Annotated in this window: 22 protein-coding genes and 1 other RNA gene; 4 read left to right on the forward strand and 19 right to left on the reverse strand. The window is 61.4% G+C overall.

Annotation, left to right across the window (positions count from 1 at the left end; all coding sequences use genetic code 11):
• Position 1 precedes the first annotated feature (1 nt).
• The 14 genes from AC0T4W_RS17110 to rsmI form a co-directional block, all read right to left on the reverse strand.
• The gene (locus tag AC0T4W_RS17110; protein WP_476321005.1) at positions 2-952 is read right to left on the reverse strand and encodes a D-alanine--D-alanine ligase; all 951 of its coding nucleotides are present in this window, start codon (positions 950-952) and stop codon (positions 2-4) included.
• Positions 949-2,370 (reverse strand): UDP-N-acetylmuramate--L-alanine ligase, encoded by a 1,422-nt coding sequence (murC, locus tag AC0T4W_RS17115; RefSeq protein ID WP_476323741.1) that lies wholly within the window; start codon positions 2,368-2,370, stop codon positions 949-951. The genes AC0T4W_RS17110 and murC overlap by 4 nt, the downstream gene beginning before the upstream one ends.
• Before the next feature lie 34 nt (positions 2,371-2,404).
• Positions 2,405-3,478 (reverse strand): undecaprenyldiphospho-muramoylpentapeptide beta-N-acetylglucosaminyltransferase, encoded by a 1,074-nt coding sequence (gene murG, locus AC0T4W_RS17120; protein WP_476321007.1) that lies wholly within the window; start codon positions 3,476-3,478, stop codon positions 2,405-2,407.
• Between the two features lie 252 nt (positions 3,479-3,730).
• Positions 3,731-4,954: a putative lipid II flippase FtsW gene (gene ftsW, locus AC0T4W_RS17125; RefSeq protein WP_476323744.1), complete on the reverse strand. Its 1,224-nt coding sequence runs from the start codon at positions 4,952-4,954 to the stop codon at positions 3,731-3,733.
• Positions 4,954-6,300, reverse strand: coding sequence for a UDP-N-acetylmuramoyl-L-alanine--D-glutamate ligase (gene murD / locus AC0T4W_RS17130; RefSeq protein WP_476321009.1), 1,347 nt, complete (start codon positions 6,298-6,300; stop codon positions 4,954-4,956). The genes ftsW and murD overlap by 1 nt, the downstream gene beginning before the upstream one ends.
• Before the next feature lie 21 nt (positions 6,301-6,321).
• A complete protein-coding gene (gene mraY, locus AC0T4W_RS17135; RefSeq protein ID WP_476321011.1) occupies positions 6,322-7,404 on the reverse strand; it encodes a phospho-N-acetylmuramoyl-pentapeptide-transferase in 1,083 nt (360 codons plus the stop codon).
• The gene (locus AC0T4W_RS17140) at positions 7,404-8,786 is read right to left on the reverse strand and encodes a UDP-N-acetylmuramoyl-tripeptide--D-alanyl-D-alanine ligase (protein WP_476321013.1); all 1,383 of its coding nucleotides are present in this window, start codon (positions 8,784-8,786) and stop codon (positions 7,404-7,406) included. Before AC0T4W_RS17140 ends, mraY begins: the two co-directional genes overlap by 1 nt.
• Positions 8,779-10,257: a UDP-N-acetylmuramoyl-L-alanyl-D-glutamate--2,6-diaminopimelate ligase gene (locus tag AC0T4W_RS17145; RefSeq protein WP_476321015.1), complete on the reverse strand. Its 1,479-nt coding sequence runs from the start codon at positions 10,255-10,257 to the stop codon at positions 8,779-8,781. The genes AC0T4W_RS17140 and AC0T4W_RS17145 overlap by 8 nt, the downstream gene beginning before the upstream one ends.
• A complete protein-coding gene (locus AC0T4W_RS17150) occupies positions 10,257-11,996 on the reverse strand; it encodes a peptidoglycan D,D-transpeptidase FtsI family protein (protein ID WP_476321017.1) in 1,740 nt (579 codons plus the stop codon). Before AC0T4W_RS17150 ends, AC0T4W_RS17145 begins: the two co-directional genes overlap by 1 nt.
• Positions 11,993-12,286 (reverse strand): cell division protein FtsL, encoded by a 294-nt coding sequence (gene ftsL / locus AC0T4W_RS17155; RefSeq protein ID WP_476321019.1) that lies wholly within the window; start codon positions 12,284-12,286, stop codon positions 11,993-11,995. Before ftsL ends, AC0T4W_RS17150 begins: the two co-directional genes overlap by 4 nt.
• A complete protein-coding gene (gene rsmH / locus AC0T4W_RS17160; protein ID WP_476321021.1) occupies positions 12,283-13,224 on the reverse strand; it encodes a 16S rRNA (cytosine(1402)-N(4))-methyltransferase RsmH in 942 nt (313 codons plus the stop codon). The genes ftsL and rsmH overlap by 4 nt, the downstream gene beginning before the upstream one ends.
• Positions 13,225-13,226: 2 nt before the next feature.
• Positions 13,227-13,682, reverse strand: a complete 456-nt coding sequence (gene mraZ / locus AC0T4W_RS17165) for a division/cell wall cluster transcriptional repressor MraZ (protein ID WP_090249128.1) — start codon at positions 13,680-13,682, stop codon at positions 13,227-13,229.
• Positions 13,683-13,999: 317 nt separating this feature from the next.
• Positions 14,000-14,358, reverse strand: an RNA gene (rnpB, locus tag AC0T4W_RS17170) — RNase P RNA component class A.
• A 41-nt stretch (positions 14,359-14,399) separates the two neighbouring features.
• Entirely contained in the window at positions 14,400-15,242 is an 843-nt protein-coding gene (gene rsmI, locus AC0T4W_RS17175) for a 16S rRNA (cytidine(1402)-2'-O)-methyltransferase (protein ID WP_476323747.1), read from the reverse strand.
• 168 nt (positions 15,243-15,410) lie between these two features.
• On the opposite strand from rsmI, the gene AC0T4W_RS17180 reads away from it, so the two are divergent.
• Genes AC0T4W_RS17180 through AC0T4W_RS17195 form a run of 4 tightly spaced genes read left to right on the forward strand, consistent with a single transcriptional unit; the run spans position 15,411 to position 18,747 of the window.
• Positions 15,411-17,222 carry a penicillin-binding protein activator gene (locus AC0T4W_RS17180; protein WP_476323750.1) on the forward strand — a complete coding sequence of 604 codons (1,812 nt, stop codon included), beginning with the start codon at positions 15,411-15,413 and terminating at the stop codon, positions 17,220-17,222.
• The gene (locus AC0T4W_RS17185) at positions 17,219-17,593 is read left to right on the forward strand and encodes a YraN family protein (protein WP_422580793.1); all 375 of its coding nucleotides are present in this window, start codon (positions 17,219-17,221) and stop codon (positions 17,591-17,593) included. The genes AC0T4W_RS17180 and AC0T4W_RS17185 overlap by 4 nt, the downstream gene beginning before the upstream one ends.
• Before the next feature lie 30 nt (positions 17,594-17,623).
• The gene (locus AC0T4W_RS17190) at positions 17,624-18,217 is read left to right on the forward strand and encodes a phosphoheptose isomerase (protein WP_476321024.1); all 594 of its coding nucleotides are present in this window, start codon (positions 17,624-17,626) and stop codon (positions 18,215-18,217) included.
• Positions 18,214-18,747 carry a BON domain-containing protein gene (locus AC0T4W_RS17195; protein ID WP_476321026.1) on the forward strand — a complete coding sequence of 178 codons (534 nt, stop codon included), beginning with the start codon at positions 18,214-18,216 and terminating at the stop codon, positions 18,745-18,747. The genes AC0T4W_RS17190 and AC0T4W_RS17195 overlap by 4 nt, the downstream gene beginning before the upstream one ends.
• A gap of 66 nt (positions 18,748-18,813) precedes the next feature.
• On the opposite strand, the gene AC0T4W_RS17200 is transcribed toward AC0T4W_RS17195, so the two are convergent.
• The 5 genes from AC0T4W_RS17200 to petA form a co-directional block, all read right to left on the reverse strand.
• Positions 18,814-19,227 carry a ClpXP protease specificity-enhancing factor gene (locus AC0T4W_RS17200; RefSeq protein ID WP_476321028.1) on the reverse strand — a complete coding sequence of 138 codons (414 nt, stop codon included), beginning with the start codon at positions 19,225-19,227 and terminating at the stop codon, positions 18,814-18,816.
• A gap of 15 nt (positions 19,228-19,242) precedes the next feature.
• Positions 19,243-19,860, reverse strand: a complete 618-nt coding sequence (locus AC0T4W_RS17205; protein WP_476321030.1) for a glutathione S-transferase N-terminal domain-containing protein — start codon at positions 19,858-19,860, stop codon at positions 19,243-19,245.
• 89 nt (positions 19,861-19,949) lie between these two features.
• Complete coding sequence (locus AC0T4W_RS17210) at positions 19,950-20,729, reverse strand: cytochrome c1 (RefSeq protein WP_476321032.1); 780 nt, start codon at positions 20,727-20,729, stop codon at positions 19,950-19,952.
• Positions 20,729-21,940: a cytochrome b gene (locus AC0T4W_RS17215; RefSeq protein ID WP_476321034.1), complete on the reverse strand. Its 1,212-nt coding sequence runs from the start codon at positions 21,938-21,940 to the stop codon at positions 20,729-20,731. The genes AC0T4W_RS17210 and AC0T4W_RS17215 overlap by 1 nt, the downstream gene beginning before the upstream one ends.
• Positions 21,940-22,533: a ubiquinol-cytochrome c reductase iron-sulfur subunit gene (petA, locus tag AC0T4W_RS17220; protein ID WP_476321036.1), complete on the reverse strand. Its 594-nt coding sequence runs from the start codon at positions 22,531-22,533 to the stop codon at positions 21,940-21,942. The genes AC0T4W_RS17215 and petA overlap by 1 nt, the downstream gene beginning before the upstream one ends.
• Between the last annotated feature and the right edge of the window lie 46 nt (positions 22,534-22,579).

Below are 22,579 nucleotides of genomic sequence, written 5' to 3' on the forward strand. Positions count from 1 at the left end.
GTTAACCCCGCGCCTCAAGGCTGTCGGCAAGAATCGCCAACACCAGTTGTTGAAAATCCAGACCGGCAGCGCGGGCCGCCATCGGCACCAGGCTGTGATCGGTCATGCCCGGCACGGTGTTGACTTCCAGCAGCCAGAACGCGCCATCGGCGTCCTGCATTACATCGGCACGGGCCCAGCCCTGGGTGCCGACCGCTTCGCAGGCGCGCGCGGTGAGGTCTTTGAGCTCGGCCTCCTTCTCCGCCGAAAGGCCGCATGGGATGCGGTACTGGGTGTCACTGGCCAGGTACTTGGCGTCGTAGTCGTAGAAGCTGTGCGGCGTGCCCAGGGCAATCGGCGGCAGCACCTGGCCACGCAACATGGCGATGGTGAACTCGGGACCGGCAATCATCTGCTCGACCAGCACCTGCGCGTCGTAACGGCTGGCGTCCTTCCAGGCGGCGATCAGCGCATCGACATCGTTGACCTTGGCCATGCCGATGCTCGACCCCTCATGGGCCGGTTTGACGAACAACGGGAAGCCCAGCTCGGCAGCGGCCGCACGGCAGTCGTCTTCGCAGCTCAGCGCGGCGTGGGCCGGCGTTGGCAGGCCGAGGCTCAGCCACACGCGCTTGGTGCGCAGTTTGTCCATGGCCAGGGCCGAAGCCAGGATGCCGCTGCCGGTGTAGGGAATCCCGGCGCATTCGAGCAGGCCCTGCATCGAGCCGTCTTCGCCGCCACGGCCGTGTAGCACGATAAAGGCGCGGTCGATTTTCTCGGCGGTCAGGCGCTGCAGCAGGTCATCGCCGGCATCAATGCCGAACGCATCCACGCCGGCAGCCAGCAACGCCTGCAGCACGGCATTGCCGGACTTCAGCGAAACTTCACGCTCGGCGCTCTTGCCGCCGAACAGCACGGCCACGCGACCGAAGGCGCTGACCGGAAACTGTGATTGCAAGTGTGCGGCACTCATTGCGCTTCCTCGTTCCACTCGCCGCCCGCCGCAGCAAACAGCGGGCTTTGCAGCAGTTGCGGGGCCAGGCCGCCGATGTCGCCGGCACCTTGGCAGAGAAGAATGTCGCCGGCGCGCAGCAGCGGTTTGACGATGGGCGCAAGGTCCACGCCGCGCTCGATATAGATCGGATCGAGCTGGCCGCGCTGACGGATGCTGTGGCACAGGTTGCGGCTGTCAGCCCCTGGAACCGGCGCCTCACCGGCCGGATAAACTTCCATCAGCAACAGCACCTGGGCATCGCCGAGCACCTGAACAAAGTCGTCATATAGGTCACGGGTACGGCTGAAGCGGTGCGGCTGATAAACCATCACCAGGCGACGCTCCGGCCAACCACCGCGCACGGCCTTGATCACTGCCGCCACTTCACGCGGGTGGTGGCCGTAGTCGTCAACCAGCATCACGCTGCCGCCGTCCACCGGCAGCTCGCCGTAGACCTGAAAGCGCCGGCCCACGCCCTGGAAGCCCGACAGGCCCTGGACGATGGCTTCATCGCTGATGCCTTCGTCGCTGGCGATGGCGATGGTGGCCAGAGAGTTCAATACGTTGTGGTTGCCCGGCATGTTCACCGACACGTCCAGCGGCTCACGGTCACGGCGCAGCACGGTAAAGAAGGTTTGCATGCCCTGCTGACGCACGTTGATCGCACGCACGTCGGCACCTTCGTCAAAGCCGTAAGTTACGGTTGGACGGGCCACCTGCGGCAGAATCTCGCGCACGATCGGGTCATCCACGCACAGCACGGCCAAACCGTAGAACGGCAAGTTGTGCAGGAACTCGATGAAGGTTTTCTTCAACTTGTTGAAGTCACCGCCATAGGTGCTCATGTGGTCCATGTCGATATTGGTGACCACCGAGACCATCGGCTGCAGGTGCAGGAAGCTGGCGTCACTCTCATCGGCTTCGGCGATCAGATAACGGCTGGTGCCGAGCTGCGCATTGGTGCCGGCGGCATTCAGGCGGCCACCGATGACGAACGTCGGGTCCAGGCCGCCAGCGGCGAACACCGAGGCCAGCAGGCTGGTGGTGGTGGTTTTGCCATGGGTGCCAGCGACGGCAATGCCGTGGCGGTAGCGCATCAGCTCGGCGAGCATTTCGGCGCGCGGCACCACGGGGATGCGACGCTCCAGGGCTGTGGCAACTTCCGGGTTGCTGGTATTCACCGCACTGGATACCACCAGCACGTCGGCCTGCTCGGCGTTCTCGGCGCGGTGGCCGATAAATATCTGCGCGCCGAAGCTTTCCAGGCGCTCAGTCACGGCCGAAGCCTTGAGGTCGGAGCCGGAAACTTCATAACCGAGGTTGAGCAGCACTTCGGCGATACCGCACATACCGGCACCACCGATGCCGACAAAGTGGATGCGACGAATGCGGCGCATACGGCGGATTTCCGAGCGTGCAGCGGCGGGAGACTTAGCCACGAGCCACCTCCAGGCAGATGTCGACAACGGTGCAGGTTGCATCGGGTTTAGCCAGACGACGAGCCGTCTGCGCCATATGAGTCAGTTGTTCGGGGTGCATCAAAACCTCGGTCAGCTGCGCGGCCAGCTTGGCGGCGTCAGTGGAACGTTGTGGCAGCAGTACGGCAGCGCCGGCACTGGCCAGATAATCGGCATTACGGGTCTGGTGGTCGTCGATTGCGTGCGGCAGCGGCAGCAGGAAGGCTGGCAGACCGGCGGCGGCCAGCTCGCTGACGGTCAGAGCGCCAGACCGGCACACCACCAGATCAGCCCAGGCATAAGCACGCGCCATGTCCTTGATAAACGGCGCGACCTGTGCTTCGACGCCAACTGCGCGATAGCGTTCAGCAGTAATTGCATCATGTTGCTTGCCGGCCTGATGGAAGACTTCCGGGCGCAGCTCGGCAGCCACCAGCGCCAGGGCTTCGGGCAGCAATTTGTTCAGCGGTTCGGCGCCCAGGCTGCCGCCCAGCACCAGCAGACGCGGCTGGCGATTGCGCAGCGAATCACGCGGGGTTTCCAGGAACAGCTCTTCACGCACCGGGTTGCCGGTGGTGCGGCGTTTGGCGCTGTTACCAAAGGTATTCGGGAAGGCCTCGCAGACCCGGCTGGCAAACGGCACCAGGCTGCGGTTAGCAGTGCCGGCCACGGCGTTCTGCTCGTGGATGATCAACGGCGCGCCACTCATGCGCGCGGCCAGGCCGCCGGGACCGGTGACATAGCCACCCATGCCCAGCACACACACCGGCTGCAGCTCGCGCATCACCTTGCGCGCCTGGAACAGCGCTTTCAGCAGCTGGAACGGCGCTTTCAGCAGCGACAGCTTGCCCTTGCCACGCAGGCCAGTGACGTCGATCAGGTGCAGCGGCAGCCCAGCCGCCGGCACCAGTTCATTCTCGATGCCGCGCGGTGTACCCAACCAATGCACGCTGTAACCGCGCGCCTTGAACTCTTGGGCGCAGGCCAGCGCCGGGAACACATGCCCGCCGGTGCCGCCGGCCATGATCAGCACATTTGGGCGGGTCATCGGTTATTTCCCCGCTGCGTTGCCGCCAGAAATGCGGCCAGGCTAGGCGCTGGTCGCAGGTAATGGCGCTCCCTTGGCAAGACCAGCAACAACGCATGGCCGCATTTCTGGCGCAACCCGAAGGGCCGGGCCTGGTTTTGCGCGCTGCAGCGTTGCTCGTCACTCATTTGGACGACCAAATCACGCTCCTCGCGCCTTGCCCCGCGCAAAACCAGGCTCCGGCGCAGCTCGGGAAATAACTGATGCCCCGCCCTACACATGCTGAACCTCCTCGGCGGGCTGACCTTCGAAGAAATCCGATTCCTTGAAGTCGACATCCTCGCTGCCCAGCTGGGTGCGACGCTCCCACTCGATACGCAGCAGCAGCGCCAGGCTGACACAGCAGATCACCAGCGAGCTGCCGCCGTAGCTGAGGAACGGCAGGGTCAGGCCCTTGGTTGGCAGCAGGCCGACATTCACGCCGATATTGATCAGCACCTGGCCGATCCACAGAAACGCCAAACCGTAAGCCACATACGCCGAGAAGAATTGCTTGGCCTTTTCCGCCCACAGGCCTATGTACAGGGCGCGCACGCTGACGAAGACGAACAGGCCAACGGTAATCAGTGCACCGATCATGCCCAGCTCTTCGGCCAGCACGGCAAATACGAAGTCGGTATGGGCTTCCGGCAGGTAGAACTGCTTCTGCACGCTGTTGCCCAAACCGACGCCGAACCACTCACCACGACCGAAGGCGATCAGCGCCTGGCTCAGCTGGTAACCGGCGCCGTACTGGTCAGCCCAGGGGTCGACAAAGTTGGTCAGACGCTCCAGGCGATAGGCCTGGCTGGTCATCACCAGCACGCCAAGGCCCAGCACGCAGGCCGCCAGCGGAATAAAGCGCAGCAGGTTGACCCCACCGAGGAACAGCATGGCGATGGAGGCGCCAACCAAAACCACAGTGGCACCGAAGTCCGGCTCGGCCAGCAGCAGCGCGGCAATCGGCCCCAACACCAGCATTGGCTTGATAAAGCCGGTGAGCTTCTCGCGCACCTCGGTCTGGCGACGCACCAGGTAGGCGGCGATAAACATCACGCTAAACAGCTTGGCCAGCTCGGACGGCTGCAGATTGAAGATGCCCAGGCCAATCCAGCGCTTGGCACCGTTGACCTCACGGCCAATGCCCGGCAGCAGTACCAGAATCAGCAGCACTACCGCCGCCAACAGCAGCGCGCCGCTGTAGCGCTGCCACAGCGCCATGGGCACCAGCAGGGTCGCCAGCGCAGCGCCGAGGCCGATGGTCATGTAAATCAGGTGACGAATCATGTGATACAGCGGGTTGCCCGACTGCACTGCGGCCACTTCCGAGGAGGCCGAAGCGATCATCACCAGGCCCAGGCCGAGCAGCGCCAGGCAACCGGCCAGCAGCGGGAAGTCCAGGTCGATACCACGACGGGTATGCAGCGGCGAAGGCAAGGCGAGCAGGCGGGCAAGCATCATTGCAAAGCCTCCACTGCCTGGGCGAACAGACGCCCGCGCTCTTCGAAATTCTTGAACATGTCCAAGCTGGCGCAGGCTGGCGACAGCAGCACGGCATCGCCCGCCTGGGCCAACTCGGTGGCGCGCTGTACAGCCTCTTCCAAGGTTTTCACCCGGATCAAAGGGGCGGCGTCGCCCAAGGCCTCAGCCAGTAATTCAGCATCGCGACCGAGCAAAATCACGGCGCGGCAGAACCTGCCGACCGGCGCTTTCAGCGCCGAGAAGTCCGCGCCCTTGCCATCACCGCCGGCAATCAGCACCAGCTTGCCGCTGATATCCGCACCCAGGCCTTCGATGGCCGCCAGTGCAGCGCCGACGTTGGTGGCCTTGGAGTCGTCGTAGTAGCTCACCGCATTATGCTCGCCCACCCACTGGCAGCGATGCGGCAAACCAGCAAAGCGCTTCAGCGTTTCAAGCATCGGCTCGAACGGCAGGCCCACAGCATGACCCAGCGCCAGCGCCGCCAGGGCGTTGGACTGGTTATGCGCGCCACGAATCTTCAGCTCACGCACTGGCAGCAGCGCAGCGAACTGATAAGCCAGGAACTTTTCGCCATGCTCGATGAGCAAACCGAAGCGCTTGAAGTCGGGCTTACCGAGGCCGAAGTACCAGCACGGCAGTTGATCAGCCACCAGTGGACGCGACAGCGCGTCGTCGCGGTTCACCACCACCTGCCGCGCGCCACGGAAGATGCGGTGCTTGGCCAGGTGATAAGCCGGCAGGTCGGCGTAGCGATCCATGTGGTCTTCGCTGATGTTCAGGCAGGTCGCCACTTCAGCGTTGAGCTGATCAGTGGTTTCCAGCTGGAAGCTCGACAGCTCCATGACATACAGCTCAACGGCATCATCAAGCAGGTCCAACGCCGGCGTACCGAGGTTGCCACCGACGGCGACCTTCTTACCGGCCGCTGCGGCCATCTCGCCAACCAGGGTGGTCACGGTGCTTTTGGCGTTGGAGCCAGTGATCGCCACGATCGGCGCCTTGGCATAACGGGCGAACAGGTCGATATCACCCGACAATTTGACCCCACGCGCAGCGGCGGCCTGTAGCGCCGGGGTGGCGACAGCCAGGCCCGGGCTGACCAGCAGTTCGCTGGCGCGGCAAAGAAACTCCACATCCAGTTCGCCACAACGCACTTCCACCTGCGGGAACTGTTCACGCAGGGTAGCGAGTTCCGGCGGGTTGGCACGGGTGTCGACCACGGCAAACGGCAGGCCCTGGCGCGCGAGGAAGCGCACCAGAGACATGCCGCTCTTGCCGAGGCCGACAACGATGCGGAAGTGGTCAGAAGCAATCAGGTTCATGCAGTTATCAATCCTCAGTCCTCAACGCAATTTCAGAGTGGCAAGGCCGATCAGCACCAGAATCACGGTGATGATCCAGAAGCGCACAATCACCCGCGGCTCGGGCCAGCCTTTGAGTTCAAAGTGGTGATGGATCGGCGCCATGCGGAACACGCGCTTGCCGGTCAGCTTGAAGCTGGCGACCTGGATAATCACCGAGAGGGTTTCCACCACAAAAATGCCGCCCATGATGAACAGCACCACTTCCTGACGAACAATCACCGCAATGGTGCCCAGGGCCGCGCCCAGCGCCAGCGCGCCGACGTCACCCATAAACACTTGCGCCGGGTAGGTGTTAAACCAGAGAAAACCCAAGCCCGCGCCGACCAGTGCGGCGCAGAAGATGATCAGCTCGCCCGCCCCCGGCACGTAGGGAATAAACAGGTATTCGGCGAACTTCACGTTGCCCGACAGGTAGCAGAAGATCCCCAGCGCGCCGCCGACCATCACGGTAGGCAGAATGGCCAGGCCGTCGAGGCCGTCGGTGAGGTTTACAGCGTTGCTCGAACCAACAATCACAAAGTAGGTCAGCACCACGAAGCCCAGGCCCAGCTCCAGACTGAAATCCTTGAGCAGCGGCAGAATCAGGGTGGTTTCCACAGGGCTTTGCGCAGTCATATAAAGGAAGAGTGCTGCGCCAAGGCCGAACACCGACTGCCAGAAGTATTTCCAGCGGCTCGGCAGGCCCTTGGAGTTCTTCTCGATCACCTTGCGGTAGTCATCAACCCAGCCGATAGCGCCGAACAGCAGGGTTACGGCCAGCACGACCCAGACGTAGCGGTTGGACAGGTCAGCCCAGAGCAACGTACTGATAGTAATCGCCGAGAGAATCAGCGCGCCGCCCATGGTCGGCGTGCCCTTCTTCGACAGGTGCGATTGCGGGCCGTCGTTGCGCACCGACTGGCCAATCTGGCGGATTTGCAGGGTGCGGATCATCCACGGACCGAGCCACAACGACAGCGCCAGGGCGGTGAGCACGCCCAAGATGCCGCGCAGGGTCAGGTACTGAAACACTGCGAAACCCTTGTGGAACTGTTGCAGATATTCCGCCAGCAGCAGCAGCATTAGTGAATCTCCCCAGACGTGCCACACAGCGCCGCGACGACGTTTTCCATCGCCGCGCTGCGTGAACCTTTAATTAGAAGGGTGGTGTCGCCCTGCTCGGCGCTCTTTTCTACGAGCAGGGCCGCAATCAGGCTGGCTTGGTCGGCAAAATGCCGGCCTTTTGCGCCGAATTCTTCAATGGCGTAAGCCATCAGTGGGCCGACGGCGTACACCGCATCGACTTTACCGACGGCGTAGCTGCCGACCTGGCGATGGCCCTGCTCGGCCCAGGCGCCCAGCTCGCCGATATCGCCCAGCACCAGCACGCGACGGCCAGGGAAACCGGTCAGGATATCGATGGCGGCGCAAACGGATGTCGGGTTGGCGTTGTAGCTGTCGTCAATCACGCGCAAGCCGCTCGGCGCGATCTGCGCCACGGCGCGGCCTTTGACCGCTTGCAGGCTTTCCAGCCCGGCTTTGATCGCCGCAGGGGCAAGCCCCAGCGCTAGGGCAGCAGCCGCAGCAGCCAGGGCATTGGCGACGTTATGCTCGCCGAGCAGGTTGAGCTGAATACGTGCCTGACCGCTGGCGCAATGCAGGGTAAAGGCTGAGCAGCCACGGACGTCGCGGGCCAGCCCACTGGCATAGACATCAGCCGCCGGATTACGCAGGGCGAAACTGCTGACCGTGCGGCCCTTGGCGCGCTTTTGCCAGATGGCAAAGGCGCTGTCGTCGAGGTTGAGCACGGCCACGCCGCTGTCGCTCAGCCCTTCAAGAATCTCGCCCTTGGCTTCGACAATCTTTTCCGGGCCGCCGAACTCACCGACATGCGCGGTGCCGGCGTTATTCAGCACGGCCACCTGCGGCTGGGTCAGGCCAACGGTGTAAGCGATTTCGCCGACATGGTTGGCGCCCAGTTCGATCACGGCAGCGACATGCTCAGGGGCCAGCTCCAGCAGAGTCAGCGGCGCACCGAGATCGTTATTCAGGTTGCCGCGAGTCGCCAGCACCGGGCCTTGCAGGCCTTCACGCAGGATACTGGCAAGCATTTCCTTAACGGTGGTCTTGCCGCTGGAACCGGTAATTGCCACCACAGGCGCATTGAACGCCTGACGATTCAGCGCGCCCAGTTGGCCGAGGGCCAAGCGGGTATCGGCAACCAGCAGTTGCGGCAGCGGCGCGTTCGGCACTTCACGCTCAACCAGGGCAGCAACCGCACCCTTGCCGGCGACTTCAGCCAGATAGTCATGACCATCAAAGCGCGGGCCGGTCAGGGCGACGAACAGCTGGCCCGGCTGGATCGCCCGGCTGTCGCTGCTAACGGCACTGAACGCTACGTCCGTACCGATCATCCGGGCAGCCAATGGCACAGCCACTTCGCTCAACCGCAGCGCCTTAAGCATGCGCCACCGCCCATGCGGCCAAAGCGTTAGCTGCTTCGACCAGATCGGAGAACGGCTGGCGTACGCCGTTGATTTCCTGATAATTCTCATGGCCTTTGCCGGCCAGAACCAGCACGTCATCGGCACTGGCAGCGGCAATCAGCTGGGCAATCGCCTGGCCACGGCCATGAACGAACTGCACCGACTCCGGGCTGACAAAGCCGGCGCGGATGTCGCTGAAAATCTGCGCGGGGGGTTCGGTGCGCGGATTGTCATCGGTCACCAACACCGCATCGGCCAGGCGCTCAACGACTGCCGCCATCAGCGGACGCTTGCCGCTGTCGCGATCACCGCCACAACCGAACAGGCATAGCAGGCGGCCTTTGACGTGCGGGCGCAGGGCTTCGAGGACTTTTTCCAAGGCATCTGGGGTGTGCGCGTAATCCACCACTACCAGCGGCTGTTTGGCTCGCCCCGGCGTGTCGCCGCCCAGGCGCTGCATGCGGCCGATCGGGCCTTGCAGCTGTGGCAGCACCTTGAGAATTTCATCCAGCGGATAATCCAGGCCGAGCAGCGTACCGACCACCGCCAGCAGGTTGCTCAAGTTGAAGCGACCGAGCAGCGAGCTGCGCAGGCTGCCTTCACCACGCGGCGTCACCAGCTTGGCGCGCACGCCCTGCTCGTCGAACTGTGCGTCGCGGCAGTACAGGTAGGCGTCGGCGTCGATCAAGCTATAGCTGATCAGGCGCGACTCGTGCTCGGCAGCTGCCAGTTCACGACCGAAGGCGTCGTCCAGATTAAGCACTCGGCAACGCAGGCCCGGCCAGGCAAACAGCGCGGCTTTCGCCTCGGCATAGGCCTGCATCGAACCGTGATAATCCAGATGGTCGCGGGACAGGTTGGTCAGCACCGCCACATCAAACGCCAGCGCCGCCACGCGGCCCTGATGCAAACCGTGGGAGGAAACTTCCATGGCCACCGCACGGGCACCGGCGTTTTTCATATCCGCCAGAGTCGCCTGCACGCCAATTGGGTCAGGCGTAGTGTGGCGGCCCAGCTCCAACGCGCCGTAGAAGCCATTGCCCAGGGTGCCGATAATGCCGCAGCGCTCGCCAAGCAGATCCAGCGCCTGGGCCAGCAACTGGCTGACGCTGGTTTTGCCGTTGGTGCCCGTGATGCCGATCAGGTGCAGACCACGGCTCGGCTCACCATAGAAACGCCCGGCAATTGCCGACAGCTGGTTGGCCAGGCCTTTGAGCGCGACCAGCTCGGCACTGTTTGCGGTCATGGCTGCCGCGCCTTCGGCCTCATAGGCCACGGCAGCAGCGCCACGGGCAACCGCATCAGCGATATGCACGCGGCCGTCCTGTTGGGTGCCCGGCACGGCCAGAAACAGATCGCCCGGACGCACCTTGCGGCTGTCCAGGGTCAATTCACGAATCAGGGTGGAGCTGGCGGCTTGCGGCAGCAACTGATTAAGGGGCATAGGCATCAGATACGCCCTCCTTTAAGGGGATCAACGACTGCGGTTTCAACCTTGGCTGGCTCGGGTTCTGGCAGGTTATCCGGGACGACGTTCATCAGCCGCAGCGCACCGGCCATGACCTTGCCGAACACCGGGGCAGATACCAGGCCACCGTAATACCCCCCCTGGCTCGGCTCATCGATCACAATGGCTACCGCAATACGCGGGTCACTGACTGGACCGAAACCCGCAAAGAGCGAGCGATACGCATTATCCCGGTAGCCACGGCTACCCACTGAAACCTTGCGCGCAGTGCCGCTCTTTCCGGCTACGTGGTAGCCCGGAACCTTGGCGCGATATACGCCACCCGGTGCTTCAATGACCTGCTGCAACATGCCCTGAATGACCACCGCAATGTTTTCAGGAATCACTTGAACGGAGTCCGGCTTACGGTCAACACGCGCCAGTGAAAGATTTGTGCTGCGACCGTTGTTGGCGAGCACCGAGTAGGCATGGGCAAGCTGTACAGCGGTGACCGACAAGCCATAGCCATAAGACAATGTGGCCGTTTCGGCCTTGCGCCATTCGCGGTAGTTCGGCAGATTACCAACACGCTCACCTGGAAATCCGAGCCCAGTATCCTGACCCAAACCAACCTGCTGCATGACTTCGTAAATCGACTGCCCACCGATATCAAATGCGATTTTGCTCATGCCGACGTTGCTCGACTTGATCAAAATATCGGTAAGACTGAGCGGGCCACTACTACGTGACACGTCACGAATGGTGTATTTGCCAATTTGTAGAGTGCCTGGGTAGACATCAACAGTGTCCGATGACTTCCAGCGACCACTTTCCAATGCAGCGCTCATGGAGAACGGCTTCATCGTCGAGCCTGGCTCAAACACATCAATCATTGCTCTGTTACGCATCGCCGCAGGCTGCAGATTACGGCGATTGTTTGGGTTGTAGGTCGGCTGGTTGACCATGGCCAACACTTCACCGGTTCGCACATCGACCATGACCAGGCTACCTGCCTTGGCACCAAACTCGAGCAGTGCATTGCGCAGCTCACGATGAGCGAGGTATTGCAGGCGCAGGTCAATCGACAATGCCAAGGTCTTTCCAGCCTTGGCATTTTGTGCAACCTGAACATCTTTGATTAACCGGCCGCGCCTGTCTTTGAGCACTTGCCGCTGGCCAGGCACCCCGGCCAACCAATCATCAAAGGCCAGCTCCATGCCCTCACGGCCACGGTCATCAATATCGGTAAAACCCACCACATGGGCGGTGACTTCGCCTGCCGGATAGAAGCGGCGGAACTCTTCGATGCCATACACGCCCGGCACTTTCAGGTCGAGAATGCGCTGGCCCTGCTCAGGCGTCAGCCCGCGCACCAGGTACATAAATTCGCGCTCATGCGCGGCAGCCAGGCGCGCGGAGAATGTCTTGGCGTCCTGCCCCAGGGCAGCAGCCAGCTCATTCCACTTGGCCTTAGCGCTTTGCAGTTCTTTGCCATTGGCCCACAGAGTAGTCACCGGGGTGCTGACGGCCAGCGGCTCGCCATTGCGGTCGGTGATCAGCCCGCGATGCGCTGGAATGGGGATATGCCGCACGCTGCGCGCATCGCCATGGGCCTGCAGGAAGCTTTGGTCAAACACCTGCAGGTCGACAATGCGCCAAGCAATCGCGCCTACCATCAGTGCCAGCAGCAGCAGCACCAGACGGAAGCGCCAAGGATAGAGAGCGCCCTCAAGACCCATCATGGCGCCACCATGCGCACTTCTGCGGCATCCGGAATGCGCATACCCAGGCGCTCAGTGGCCAGGGTTTCGATGCGGTTATGCGCAGTCCAAGTGCTTTGTTCGAGAATCAGTCTGCCCCACTCAGCCTGCGACTTGTCGCGCACACTGAGTTCGGCGTACAGGTCGTTAAGCAGCTGGCGGTTCCAGTGTGCGCTGTAGGAAACCCCCACCGCAGATACCAGCACAGCCACAAACAACAGCAGCATCAGCAGGCTGCCGCCGGGCAATGGCTTGGCGAACGGCGCGCTCATCGCACTTTCTCGGCAATGCGCATGACCGCACTGCGTGAACGCGGATTAGCCGCAAGCTCGGCCTCGGAGGCGAATACCGGTTTACCGATCAGCTTCAAGCGCGGCTCGAAGGCTTTCGGGATGATCGGCAGATCGCGCGGCAGCTTGTCCATCTCACCCTTGGCATGCTTGCGCATAAAGAGTTTGACGATGCGGTCTTCCAACGAGTGGAAGCTGATCACCACCAGGCGACCGCCCACTTCGAGGCTTTCCAGGGCCGCGTCGAGGCCGCTCTCCAGATCACCCAGTTCGTTGTTGATATAGATGCGCAGGCCCTGGAAGGCGCGCGTTGCCGGATTCTTGCCTTTTTCCCAGGCAGGATTGGCCACGGTCAGCACCTGAGCCAGATCGGCGGTGCGGGTAAACGGCTGCTCGGCGCGGCGCAACACCACGGCACGGGCCATACGTTTGGCGAAGCGCTCTTCGCCGTATTCCTTGAAGACCCGGGCAATTTCTTCTTCGCCGGCGCTGGCAATAAAGTCGGCGGCGCTGACGCCCGCATCCGGATTCATGCGCATATCCAGCGGGCCATCATTCATAAAGCTGAAGCCGCGCTCGGCGTCGTCAAGCTGCGGCGAGGACACACCGAGATCCAACAGAATGCCGCTGACCTGGCCGCCCAGTGCGCGCTGCGCCAGCTCATCGCCCAGCTCGGCAAAGCTGCGCTGCACAACGACAAAGCGGCCGTCTTCGGCCGCCAGCGCATTTCCCGTCGCAATTGCCAGGGGATCTTTGTCAAACCCTAGCAAGCGACCGTCTGGCCCAAGCTTCTCAAGGATCAGCCGGCTGTGCCCGCCGCGCCCGAAGGTGCCATCCAGATAGCAACCATCGGCGCGCACAGCCAGCCCTTCGACAGCCTCGTCGAGCAGCACGGTGATATGGCGGAAATTGCTGGTCATGGTCACAGGATCAGGTCACGTAGGTCGTCGGACAGAGCACCCGGCTGCTTGATCGCGGCCAGATCGGCATCGGCCACAGCATTCCAGGCATCTTCATCCCACAGTTGGAATTTATTGAGTTGACCCACCAGCATCGCGCGCTTGTCCAGCTTGGCGTACTCGCGCAAACGCGGCGGCACCAGGAAACGACCACTGGCATCCAGCTCAAGGTCAACAGCGTTACCGATCAGCAAACGCTGCAAACGGCGGTTTTCTTCACGGAAAGAGGCGAGTTCGCGGAGCTTGGCTTCAATCAGCTCCCACTCGGACAAGGGATAGACACAGAGGCAGGGGTCAATGGCATCAATCGTGACGATAAGCTGGCCGGCGCAACGCGACACAAGCTCGTCCCGATACCGACTTGGCATCGCGAGTCGCCCTTTGGCGTCGAGACTGATGGCGTTTGCTCCGCGAAACACGATCGCGCTACCCCTTTTTATTAGCTATCCATGCCTGAGAAACCCACTTTGTGCCACTTCCTACCACTCGCGCACACTATAGGAACGCGCAGCCCCCACCGTCAAGGCACGCCTGGCGGGAAAAACCCTTATAGAACGGCGATTTAGCGAACGTTGAGAGGGGCAAGACGGAGAAATGACGCGAAGAAATGGGTATAAAAATGAGCTTATGCAGCGCGTTGAGCCACAAAGTTAAAGTAGTTTGTTAAGAGTAAGATTTTTTCGGTCTTAGAAAGGAGGCGAAACAGTGAAGCGGGTAAGCGGATACGTGGAGGAAGGTGGAGAGTCGATCTGTAAGCCGGGTTCTGTCGAGGACAGTCATTCCTCTACGACGTACATCACTGCACGCCTTTAGCAACCTACCCGGTTCCAGCGCGGGCCACGCCAATGGAACCCTATTTGGTCTTGCTCCGAGTGGGGTTTGCCTAGCCACGAACTGTTACCAGTCGCGCGGTGCGCTCTTACCGCACCTTTTCACCCTTACCGGCACCGAAGCGCTTAGGCGGTTATTTTCTGTGGCACTTTCCGTAGGCTCACGCCTCCCAGGCGTTACCTGGCACTCTGCCCTATGGAGCCCGGACTTTCCTCCCCCGCATTTCGCAGAACGAAACACGGCAGCGACTGTCCGATCGACTCTCCGCAGGCAAGGTTAACGACCTACGCCCTATAGGACAAGGTTTAAACGTCTTTCTGCTGCTCCAGCGCCACCTGATAGAGCAAGTTCTTGCGCACCCCAGTGATCTCCGCCGCCAGCGCCGCCGCGCGCTTAAGTGGCATTTCCGCAAGCAGCAGATTCAACACGCGCATGGCTTCGGCACTCACCGCCTCCTCGCCCTCCGGCGCCTGCCAACCGGCGACCAGCACCACGCACTCGCCACGCTGCTGATTGCTATCGGCCGCCACCCAGGCCGCCAACTCGGCCAGCGGCATACCTTTGAGCGTCTCAAAGGTTTTGGTCAGCTCACGCGCCAGCAATGCCGGGCGCTCGTCGCCGAACACCGCCTGCATATCCTGCAGGCACTCAAGAATGCGGTGCGGCGCCTCATAGAAAATCAGCGTACGCGGCTCTTCCTTTACCTGTTCCAGGCGAGCGCGCCGCCCAGCAGCCTTGGCCGGAAGAAACCCTTCAAAGATAAAGCGATCCGACGGCAAACCCGCAGCCGACAGCGCGGCGATCAGCGCACAGGCACCCGGCACAGGCACCACCGCAATACCAGCGGCACGCGCCTGGCGCACCAGGTGATAACCCGGATCGGAGATCAGCGGCGTGCCAGCATCGGAAATCAGCGCCACATCGTCACCCGCCAGCAACCGCGCCAGGAAGCGCCCACCCTGATCGCGCTCATTGTGCTCATGACAGGCCGCCAGCGGCGTGTCGATGCCAAAGTGCTGCATCAGTCGGGCGGAATGACGGGTGTCTTCGGCGGCAATCAGGGCCACGCTACGCAGGATACTCAGCGCCCGCGCACTGATGTCATCCAGGTTGCCAATCGGCGTAGCAACCACATAAAGACTGCCCAAAGGCGAATTCGCAGCAGCGGAAGTGGTCACAACACAGGCCTCTCAAAATCAGCAAAGCGCGCATTGTAGCCCGTTTCCCACCTTCGACATCGCGTCGCCCGGCGGGCTTGGGTACAATTCGACGCTCAATTTGATCAAGTATCAGGAACGCCCTACATGCCCACCCGCCTGATCACCCGACTGCGCGCCCTTTCTATCCTCTGCCTTGCCGGCCTGCTCGCCGCTTGCGCCAGCCAACCCTCCTCGACCCTGGGCGAGCTGCCACGCACCCCGCAAGCCAGCATCGAGCAACTGCTGCAGCAAGCTGCCGAAAGCCCGACCGAGCAAGCTGCAGTATTGCGCCTGTCTGCGGCCGACCTGGCTTATAAACAGAAGGACTTGACCCGCGCCAGCAGCATTCTTGAACAGGTGCAGCTAGGCAGCCTAAAACCTGCCCAGCAGATCTACGCCAGCACCCTGCGCGCCGAGCTGGACATGAGCCGCAACAACCCCAAAGCAGCCCTGCGTGCCCTGAGCCACCCGAGCATGGAACGCCTCGGCGAGCTGCCCGTTGAACAACAGGTCCGCAGCCAGCTGGTGCGTGCCAACGCGCTGCAAGCCACCGGTCAAACCTTGGCCGCCGCCCGCGAACGCGCTTATATCGCCCCACTGCTCAGTGGGGCCAGCGCCGCGCATAATCATGAAGCTATCTGGACCCTGGTTTCCAGCCTGTCCACGAGTGAACTGCAAGCCAGCGGCGATGCCGACCTCGATGGCTGGCTGGAGCTGGTGCGCGCCGCCAAGAGCGCCGGCACCCTGGCGCAGCAGCAGACCGCGATTGATGCCTGGGTCGCAGCCAACCCACAGCACCCTGCCGCGCAACAACTGCCGCAGGCGCTGGTCGAGCTGAAAAAGCTTTCTAGCCAACCACTGACTGAAATTGCTCTGCTGCTGCCTCAGGACGGCCAATTAGCCAACGTCGCCCGCGCCCTGCGCGACGGCTTCCTGGCGGCTCACTACCAAGCACAGCAAGCCGGGCAGAACCCGCCCAATATTCAGATTTTCGACAGCTTGCGCATCGGCTCCATGGACGCCTTCTACGCCCAGGCCCAAGCCGCCGGCGTGCAGCTGGTGATCGGCCCACTGGAAAAGAACCTGGTCAGCCAGTTGAACAGCCGCGAACAGCTGCCCATCACTACCCTCGCCCTGAACTACAGCGAAGGCAGTCAGGAAGGCCCGGCACAACTGTTCCAGTTCGGCCTCGCCGCCGAGGATGAAGCCCGCGAAGTCGCCCGCCGTGCCTGGGCAGACGGCATGCGCCGCGCCGTAGCTCTGGTGCCCAGTGGCGAATGGGGCGACCGCGTACTCGCCGCGTTCCGCCAGAGCTGGCAAGCCCAAGGCGGCACATTGATTGGCGCCGAACACGTTGACCAGCCGGTTGAACTGGCTCGGCAGATTGCCGACCTGTTTCAGCTGCGCGAAAGCGAAGCCCGCAGCAAGCGCCTGAAAAGCACCCTGGGCAGCTCGATTGCCGCCGCCCCGTCGCGCCGCCGTGATGTCGACTTTATCTTCCTCGCCGCCACGCCGCAGCAGGCCCAGCAGATCAAACCGACCCTGGCCTTCCAGTACGCCGGTGATGTGCCGGTGTATGCCACCTCACACCTGTTTACCGGCACCCACAACCAGGCGCAGTACATCGACCTCAACGGCATCATGTTCTGCGAAACCCCCTGGCTGCTAAACGTCAACGACCCACTGCGCCAGCAAGCTAGCACGCAGTGGCCGCAGGCCGGCGGCAGCCTCGGTCGCCTGTATGCCATGGGCGCCGATGCCTTCCAGCTGGCGCCACGCCTGAACCAGCTCAAAGCGCTGCCCGAGACTCGCCTGCAAGGCCTGTCGGGCAACCTGAGCCTGAACCCGAGCCAGCGCATTGAGCGGCAACTGCCCTGGGCCGAGTTCCGTGATGGCCAGGTTCAGCCGCTGCCCGACCGCATCAATTGAGCGAGCGCATCAGCACGCAACAACGCGGAGACGCTGCCGAAGCCCTGGCGCGGCAGCATCTCGAACAACACGGCCTACGCCTGCTGGCACAGAACTGGCGCTGCCGCCTCGGTGAGCTCGATCTGGTCATGCTTGACGCCGATACAGTAGTATTTGTGGAGGTTCGCTATCGGCGCCATAGCGCCTGGGGCGGCGCAGCAGAGAGCGTGGATGCACGCAAACGTGAGAAACTCAGCCGCGCCGCTCAGCACTTCCTGCAACAAGAATCACGCTGGGCCAAGTACCCATGCCGTTTTGATGTGATTGCCATAACCGCCGACAGCCAAGCCCCCGCGCAACTGGACTGGATTCAAAACGCCTTTGATACCTGAACAGAAGCCCTACTGAAGGTTAGACCCCTAATGGACATGCAAGCCCGTATTCGCCACCTGTTCCAAGCCAGCATTGACACCAAGCAGCAGGCCATGGAAGTGCTCATTCCCTTTATCGAGCAAGGCAGCCTGGCCATGGTTCAGGCACTGCTCAGCGAAGGCAAAATTCTTTCCTGCGGCAACGGCGGCTCAGCCGGCGATGCTCAACACTTCTCCTCCGAGATGCTTAACCGCTTCGAGCGCGAGCGCCCAAGCCTGCCGGCCATCGCCCTGACCACTGATAGTTCGACCATCACCTCGATTGCCAACGACTACAGCTACAACGAGGTGTTTTCCAAGCAAATTCGCGCGCTCGGCCAACCTGGCGACGTGCTGCTGGCGATTTCTACCAGCGGCAACTCGGCCAATGTGATCCAGGCTATCCAGGCCGCTCACGACCGCGAGATGACCGTGGTTGCCCTCACCGGCCGCGACGGCGGCGGCATGGCCTCGCTGCTGCTGCCGGAAGACGTGGAAATCCGCGTGCCCTCGAAAGTCACTGCACGGATTCAGGAAGTCCATCTGCTGGCCATCCACTGCCTGTGCGACCTGATCGACAGCCAACTGTTTGGGAGTGAAGAATGACCCGCTCACCACTGATCCTCGCGGCCCTGACACTGACTCTAGCCCTAGCCGGCTGCGGCAACCGCAGCGTCGGCAACAAGATCGACGACCAGTTCATCCCGTCCGAGGTCAGCGCGAGCGTGGCCCGTGCGCATATTGACCTGACCAGCCCGACCTCGCGCATCGAAGTGACCAGCTACAACGGCGTAGTACTACTGGCCGGCCAAACCCCACGCAGCGACCTCAAAGCGATGGCCGAGCAGGCCGCGCGCAAGGTCAACAACGTGAAGAAGGTGCACAACGAACTGCAGGTGTTGAAGCCCACCTCGCTGTTGGTGCGCAGCAATGACTCGCTGCTGACCAGCCGCATCAAGACCCAGATGCTCGCCGACAGTGCCGTACCTGGCACCCGCATCAAAGTGATTACCGAGAACGGCATCGTCTATATGCTCGGCGTGGTCTCGCAAGCTGAAGCCACTCATGCCACCAACCTGGTGCAAAGCGTGTCTGGCGTACAGAAAGTGGTGAAGCTGTTTCAGTACACCAACTGAGAGCGCCACCCAGACCCACCTGAATGACAGCAATAAAAAAGGCGATCCTCGGATCGCCTTTTTTATTTACTTAACCACTTTCAAACTGGGCCGACCACTGGGGCGTGGCGGCTCGTCGTCCGGCGGGCTTTGCTCATCCGGATCTTCAATCTCTTCACCGTCAAGCATCGACGACTCGGCATCAAACACCATGCCCTGGCCATTCTCCCGCGCATAGATCGCCAGCACGGCAGCGGCGGGGATATACAGACTTTGTGGCACCCCAGCAAAACGCCCTTCGAAGCTCACCGCCTCGTTATCCATATGCAGATGACGCACGGCAGTGGGCGAGACATTCAGCACGATCTGTCCATCACTGGCAAAACCGGCAGGCACCTGCACACCGGCAAACTCGGCATTGACCAGCAGGTGCGGGGTACAGTCGTTGTCCACGATCCACTCATAGAGGGCACGAACCAGATAAGGACGACTCGACTTCATCATTACCTCCTCGGGTTAACGCATGTCACGTTCGACAGGCGACAGACTGGCCTGGAACGCTTCACGCGCAAACTGACGGTCCATGTAGTCCAGTAGCGGCTTGGCCGGCTTTGGCAACTCTATCCCCAGAATCGGCAAACGCCAAAGAATCGGCAGCAGACAGCAGTCCACCAGGCTCAACTCGTCACTGAGAAAATACGCCTTGTCGGCAAACAGTGGCGACACGCCCGTCAGGCTCTCGCGCAGCTCCTTGCGTGCCAGGGCACGGGCCGGTTCTTTGCTGCGCGGATCAAGAATCAGATCCACCTGCGCGCACCAGTCACGCTGGATGCGATGAATCAGCAAACGGCTATTGGCACGGGCTACCGGATAGACCGGCAACAGCGGCGGATGCGGGTAACGCTCATCCAGGTATTCCATCACCACAGTCGACTCATACAGAGCCAAATCGCGATCCACCAGGGTCGGCAGGCTGGCGTAGGGGTTAACCTCCAGCAGCTTGGCCGGATAACGGCCCTTTTCGACACTGATGATCTCGGCGAGCACACCCTTCTCGGCGAGCACAATGCGTACGCGGTGGGAATAGTGGTCGGCGGGGTCGGAGTAACAGGCCAACCGATTGGTCACGCCCATGGCGGTCCTCCTCGCTTATAAAGTTATATGAAGCACAAAGACGTGCGCGCCCAAAGGGGCGCGCAGGTCAACAGCGGAGTTACAGCGGATTAATGCACGTCCTTCCAGTACTCGCGCTTAAGCAGATAGGCGAATACGAAGAAGAAGGCAAGATACAGCAGAACATAGGTACCGATGCGCTGACTTTTCAACTTGACCGGATTAGCCGAGTAAGCGAGGAAGGTCACCAAGTTCTGGATCTTCTCATCGAACTCTTCAGTATTCAGCTGGCCGGTCTTCGGCTCAACGGTCAACTGATCACAAGCCTCGTGAGTGATGGGCGTGCCGGTCAGCGGATCAAACAGCTTCTTGCCCTCTTCAATCACTTGCACCTGCTTGCAACCAATCACCTGCTTACCCTGCAGGCCCACCAGCACGTTCGGCATACCGACGTTCGGGAAGACCTTGTTGTTAGCACCCAGCGGACGAGTTGGGTCGTCATAGAAGGTACGCAGGTAGGTATACAGCCAGTCATTACCGCGCACACGGGCAACCAGGGTCAGGTCGGGTGGCGCTGCACCGAACCAGGCCTTGGCGTCATCCGGCTTCATACCGATATTCATGTGTTCGCCAATCTTCGCGCCGGTGAACACCAGGTTCTCCAGCATGACCTCATGGGGAACGCCCAGATCATCCGCAACACGCTCATAGCGCTGGTATTGCGCCGAGTGGCAACCCATGCAGTAGTTGGCGAACGTACGCGCACCATCCTGCAGAGCCGCTTTATCGGTCAGATCGATATCCACTTTATCCAGTGGATAGCCACTGCCTGCGCCCAAGGCCAGCGCCGGCATTGCAGCAATAACGAGTGCAGCAAATAGCTTCTTCATCAGCCAGTCACCCTTTCCGGAACCGGTTTGGTCTTCTCGAGTTTGGTATAGAACGGCATCAGGATGAAATACGCGAAGTACAGGAAGGTACAGACCTGCGACAGCAGCGTACGGCCTGGAGTTGGCGACAACACACCCAACACGCCGAGAATCACGAAGGACACGCAGAAGATCAGCAGCCAGACCTTACTCATCCAGCCCTTGTAGCGCATCGACTTAACCGGACTGCGATCCAACCAAGGCAGCACGAATAGCACCGCGATGGCCGCGCCCATGGCAATTACACCCAGCAACTTATCCGGTACCGCACGCAGAATCGCGTAGAACGGGGTGAAGTACCAAACTGGAGCAATGTGCTCAGGCGTCTTGAACGGGTTAGCCGCTTCGAAGTTCGGCTTTTCGAGGAAATAACCACCCATTTCCGGGAAGAAGAAGATCACGAAGCAGAAGATAAACAGGAACACCACGACACCGACGATATCTTTCACGGTGTAGTACGGATGGAAGGCGATGCCGTCCAGCGGAATACCGTTCTCGTCTTTGTGCTTCTTGATGTCGACGCCGTCCGGGTTGTTCGAGCCCACTTCGTGCAGCGCCAGGATGTGTAGCACCACCAGACCGAGAATCACGATTGGCAGCGCCACAACGTGCAGAGCGAAGAAGCGGTTCAGGGTAATCCCGGAAATCAGGTAGTCACCACGAATCCACTGGGTCAGATCCGCACCGATCACCGGAATGGCACCGAACAGCGAGATGATCACCTGGGCACCCCAGTAGGACATCTGGCCCCATGGCAGCAGGTAACCCATAAAGGCTTCTGCCATCAGCATCAGGTAGATCAGCATGCCGAAGATCCACACCAGCTCACGCGGCTTCTGGTAGGAGCCGTAGAGCAGACCGCGGAACATATGCAGGTAGACCACCACAAAGAACGCCGAAGCACCCGTAGAGTGCAGGTAGCGCAGAATCCAGCCGTACTCCACATCACGCATGATGTATTCGACCGAGGCAAACGCCTGCTCAGCCGAAGGCGTGTAGCTCATGGTCAGCCAGACACCGGTAACGATCTGATTGACCAGCACCAGCAGCGCCAGGGAGCCGAAGAAGTAGAAGAAGTTGAAGTTCTTGGGGGCGTAATACTTGGAGAGATGGTCTTCCCACATCTTGGTCGCGGGAAAGCGCGCATCGACCCATTCCATGAATTTGCTCATCATGCTTTCTCCTGATCCACACCGATGATGATCACATCATCCGTCTCATACGTGTGCGGCGGCACCGGCAGGTTCAAGGGCGCAGGCTGAGCCTTGTACACGCGACCGGCGAGGTCGTAACGCGAACCGTGGCATGGGCAGAAATAACCCCCGACCCACTCAGCACCGAGATCCGCAGGCGCCACTTCCGGACGGAAGGAAGGTGCACAACCGAGGTGGGTGCACAGACCTACCAGCAAGAGCAATTCCGGCTTGATCGAACGGGTTTTCGGATCGACATAGCTCGGCTGCTCAGACGCCTTGGAGTCAAAGTCGGCCAGTTGTGGCTCGAGCTTGACCAGGTTACTGAGAATTTCCTCGGTACGGCGCACGATAAACACCGGCTGCCCCCGCCACTCGGCAACCATCTGCTGGCCAGGCTCGATCTTACTGACGTTCACCTTTACAGGTGCTCCGGCAGCTTTAGCCTTGGCGCTTGGGAACCAGGACCCTACGAACGGGACCGCGGCACCCACCGCTCCTGCAGCGCCCACCACAGAGGTGGCCGCTACCAGAAAGCGACGCCGGCCTGCATTCACGCCGTCATTGCTCATTCAGTCGTCTCCCATCAGCTTTATGGCCTTTTAAGCAGGCCTATAC

The sequence above is a fragment of the Pseudomonas sp. C7.1 genome, assembly GCF_056312395.1.

What these genes read in the sequence shown, in the direction of transcription:
- AC0T4W_RS17110 (WP_476321005.1), bottom strand. Translation starts at nt 952, where the DNA reads ATGAGTGCCGCACACTTGCAATCACAGTTTCCGGTCAGCGCCTTCGGT.
- murC (WP_476323741.1), bottom strand. Translation starts at nt 2,370, where the DNA reads ATGCGCCGCATTCGTCGCATCCACTTTGTCGGCATCGGTGGTGCCGGT.
- murG (WP_476321007.1), bottom strand. Translation starts at nt 3,478, where the DNA reads ATGACCCGCCCAAATGTGCTGATCATGGCCGGCGGCACCGGCGGGCAT.
- ftsW (WP_476323744.1), bottom strand. Translation starts at nt 4,954, where the DNA reads ATGCTTGCCCGCCTGCTCGCCTTGCCTTCGCCGCTGCATACCCGTCGT.
- murD (WP_476321009.1), bottom strand. Translation starts at nt 6,300, where the DNA reads ATGAACCTGATTGCTTCTGACCACTTCCGCATCGTTGTCGGCCTCGGC.
- mraY (WP_476321011.1), bottom strand. Translation starts at nt 7,404, where the DNA reads ATGCTGCTGCTGCTGGCGGAATATCTGCAACAGTTCCACAAGGGTTTC.
- AC0T4W_RS17140 (WP_476321013.1), bottom strand. Translation starts at nt 8,786, where the DNA reads ATGCTTAAGGCGCTGCGGTTGAGCGAAGTGGCTGTGCCATTGGCTGCC.
- AC0T4W_RS17145 (WP_476321015.1), bottom strand. Translation starts at nt 10,257, where the DNA reads ATGCCTATGCCCCTTAATCAGTTGCTGCCGCAAGCCGCCAGCTCCACC.
- AC0T4W_RS17150 (WP_476321017.1), bottom strand. Translation starts at nt 11,996, where the DNA reads ATGATGGGTCTTGAGGGCGCTCTCTATCCTTGGCGCTTCCGTCTGGTG.
- ftsL (WP_476321019.1), bottom strand. Translation starts at nt 12,286, where the DNA reads ATGAGCGCGCCGTTCGCCAAGCCATTGCCCGGCGGCAGCCTGCTGATG.
- rsmH (WP_476321021.1), bottom strand. Translation starts at nt 13,224, where the DNA reads ATGACCAGCAATTTCCGCCATATCACCGTGCTGCTCGACGAGGCTGTC.
- AC0T4W_RS17190 (WP_476321024.1), top strand. Translation starts at nt 17,624, where the DNA reads ATGGACATGCAAGCCCGTATTCGCCACCTGTTCCAAGCCAGCATTGAC.
- AC0T4W_RS17195 (WP_476321026.1), top strand. Translation starts at nt 18,214, where the DNA reads ATGACCCGCTCACCACTGATCCTCGCGGCCCTGACACTGACTCTAGCC.
- AC0T4W_RS17200 (WP_476321028.1), bottom strand. Translation starts at nt 19,227, where the DNA reads ATGAAGTCGAGTCGTCCTTATCTGGTTCGTGCCCTCTATGAGTGGATC.
- AC0T4W_RS17205 (WP_476321030.1), bottom strand. Translation starts at nt 19,860, where the DNA reads ATGGGCGTGACCAATCGGTTGGCCTGTTACTCCGACCCCGCCGACCAC.
- AC0T4W_RS17210 (WP_476321032.1), bottom strand. Translation starts at nt 20,729, where the DNA reads ATGAAGAAGCTATTTGCTGCACTCGTTATTGCTGCAATGCCGGCGCTG.
- AC0T4W_RS17215 (WP_476321034.1), bottom strand. Translation starts at nt 21,940, where the DNA reads ATGAGCAAATTCATGGAATGGGTCGATGCGCGCTTTCCCGCGACCAAG.
- petA (WP_476321036.1), bottom strand. Translation starts at nt 22,533, where the DNA reads ATGAGCAATGACGGCGTGAATGCAGGCCGGCGTCGCTTTCTGGTAGCG.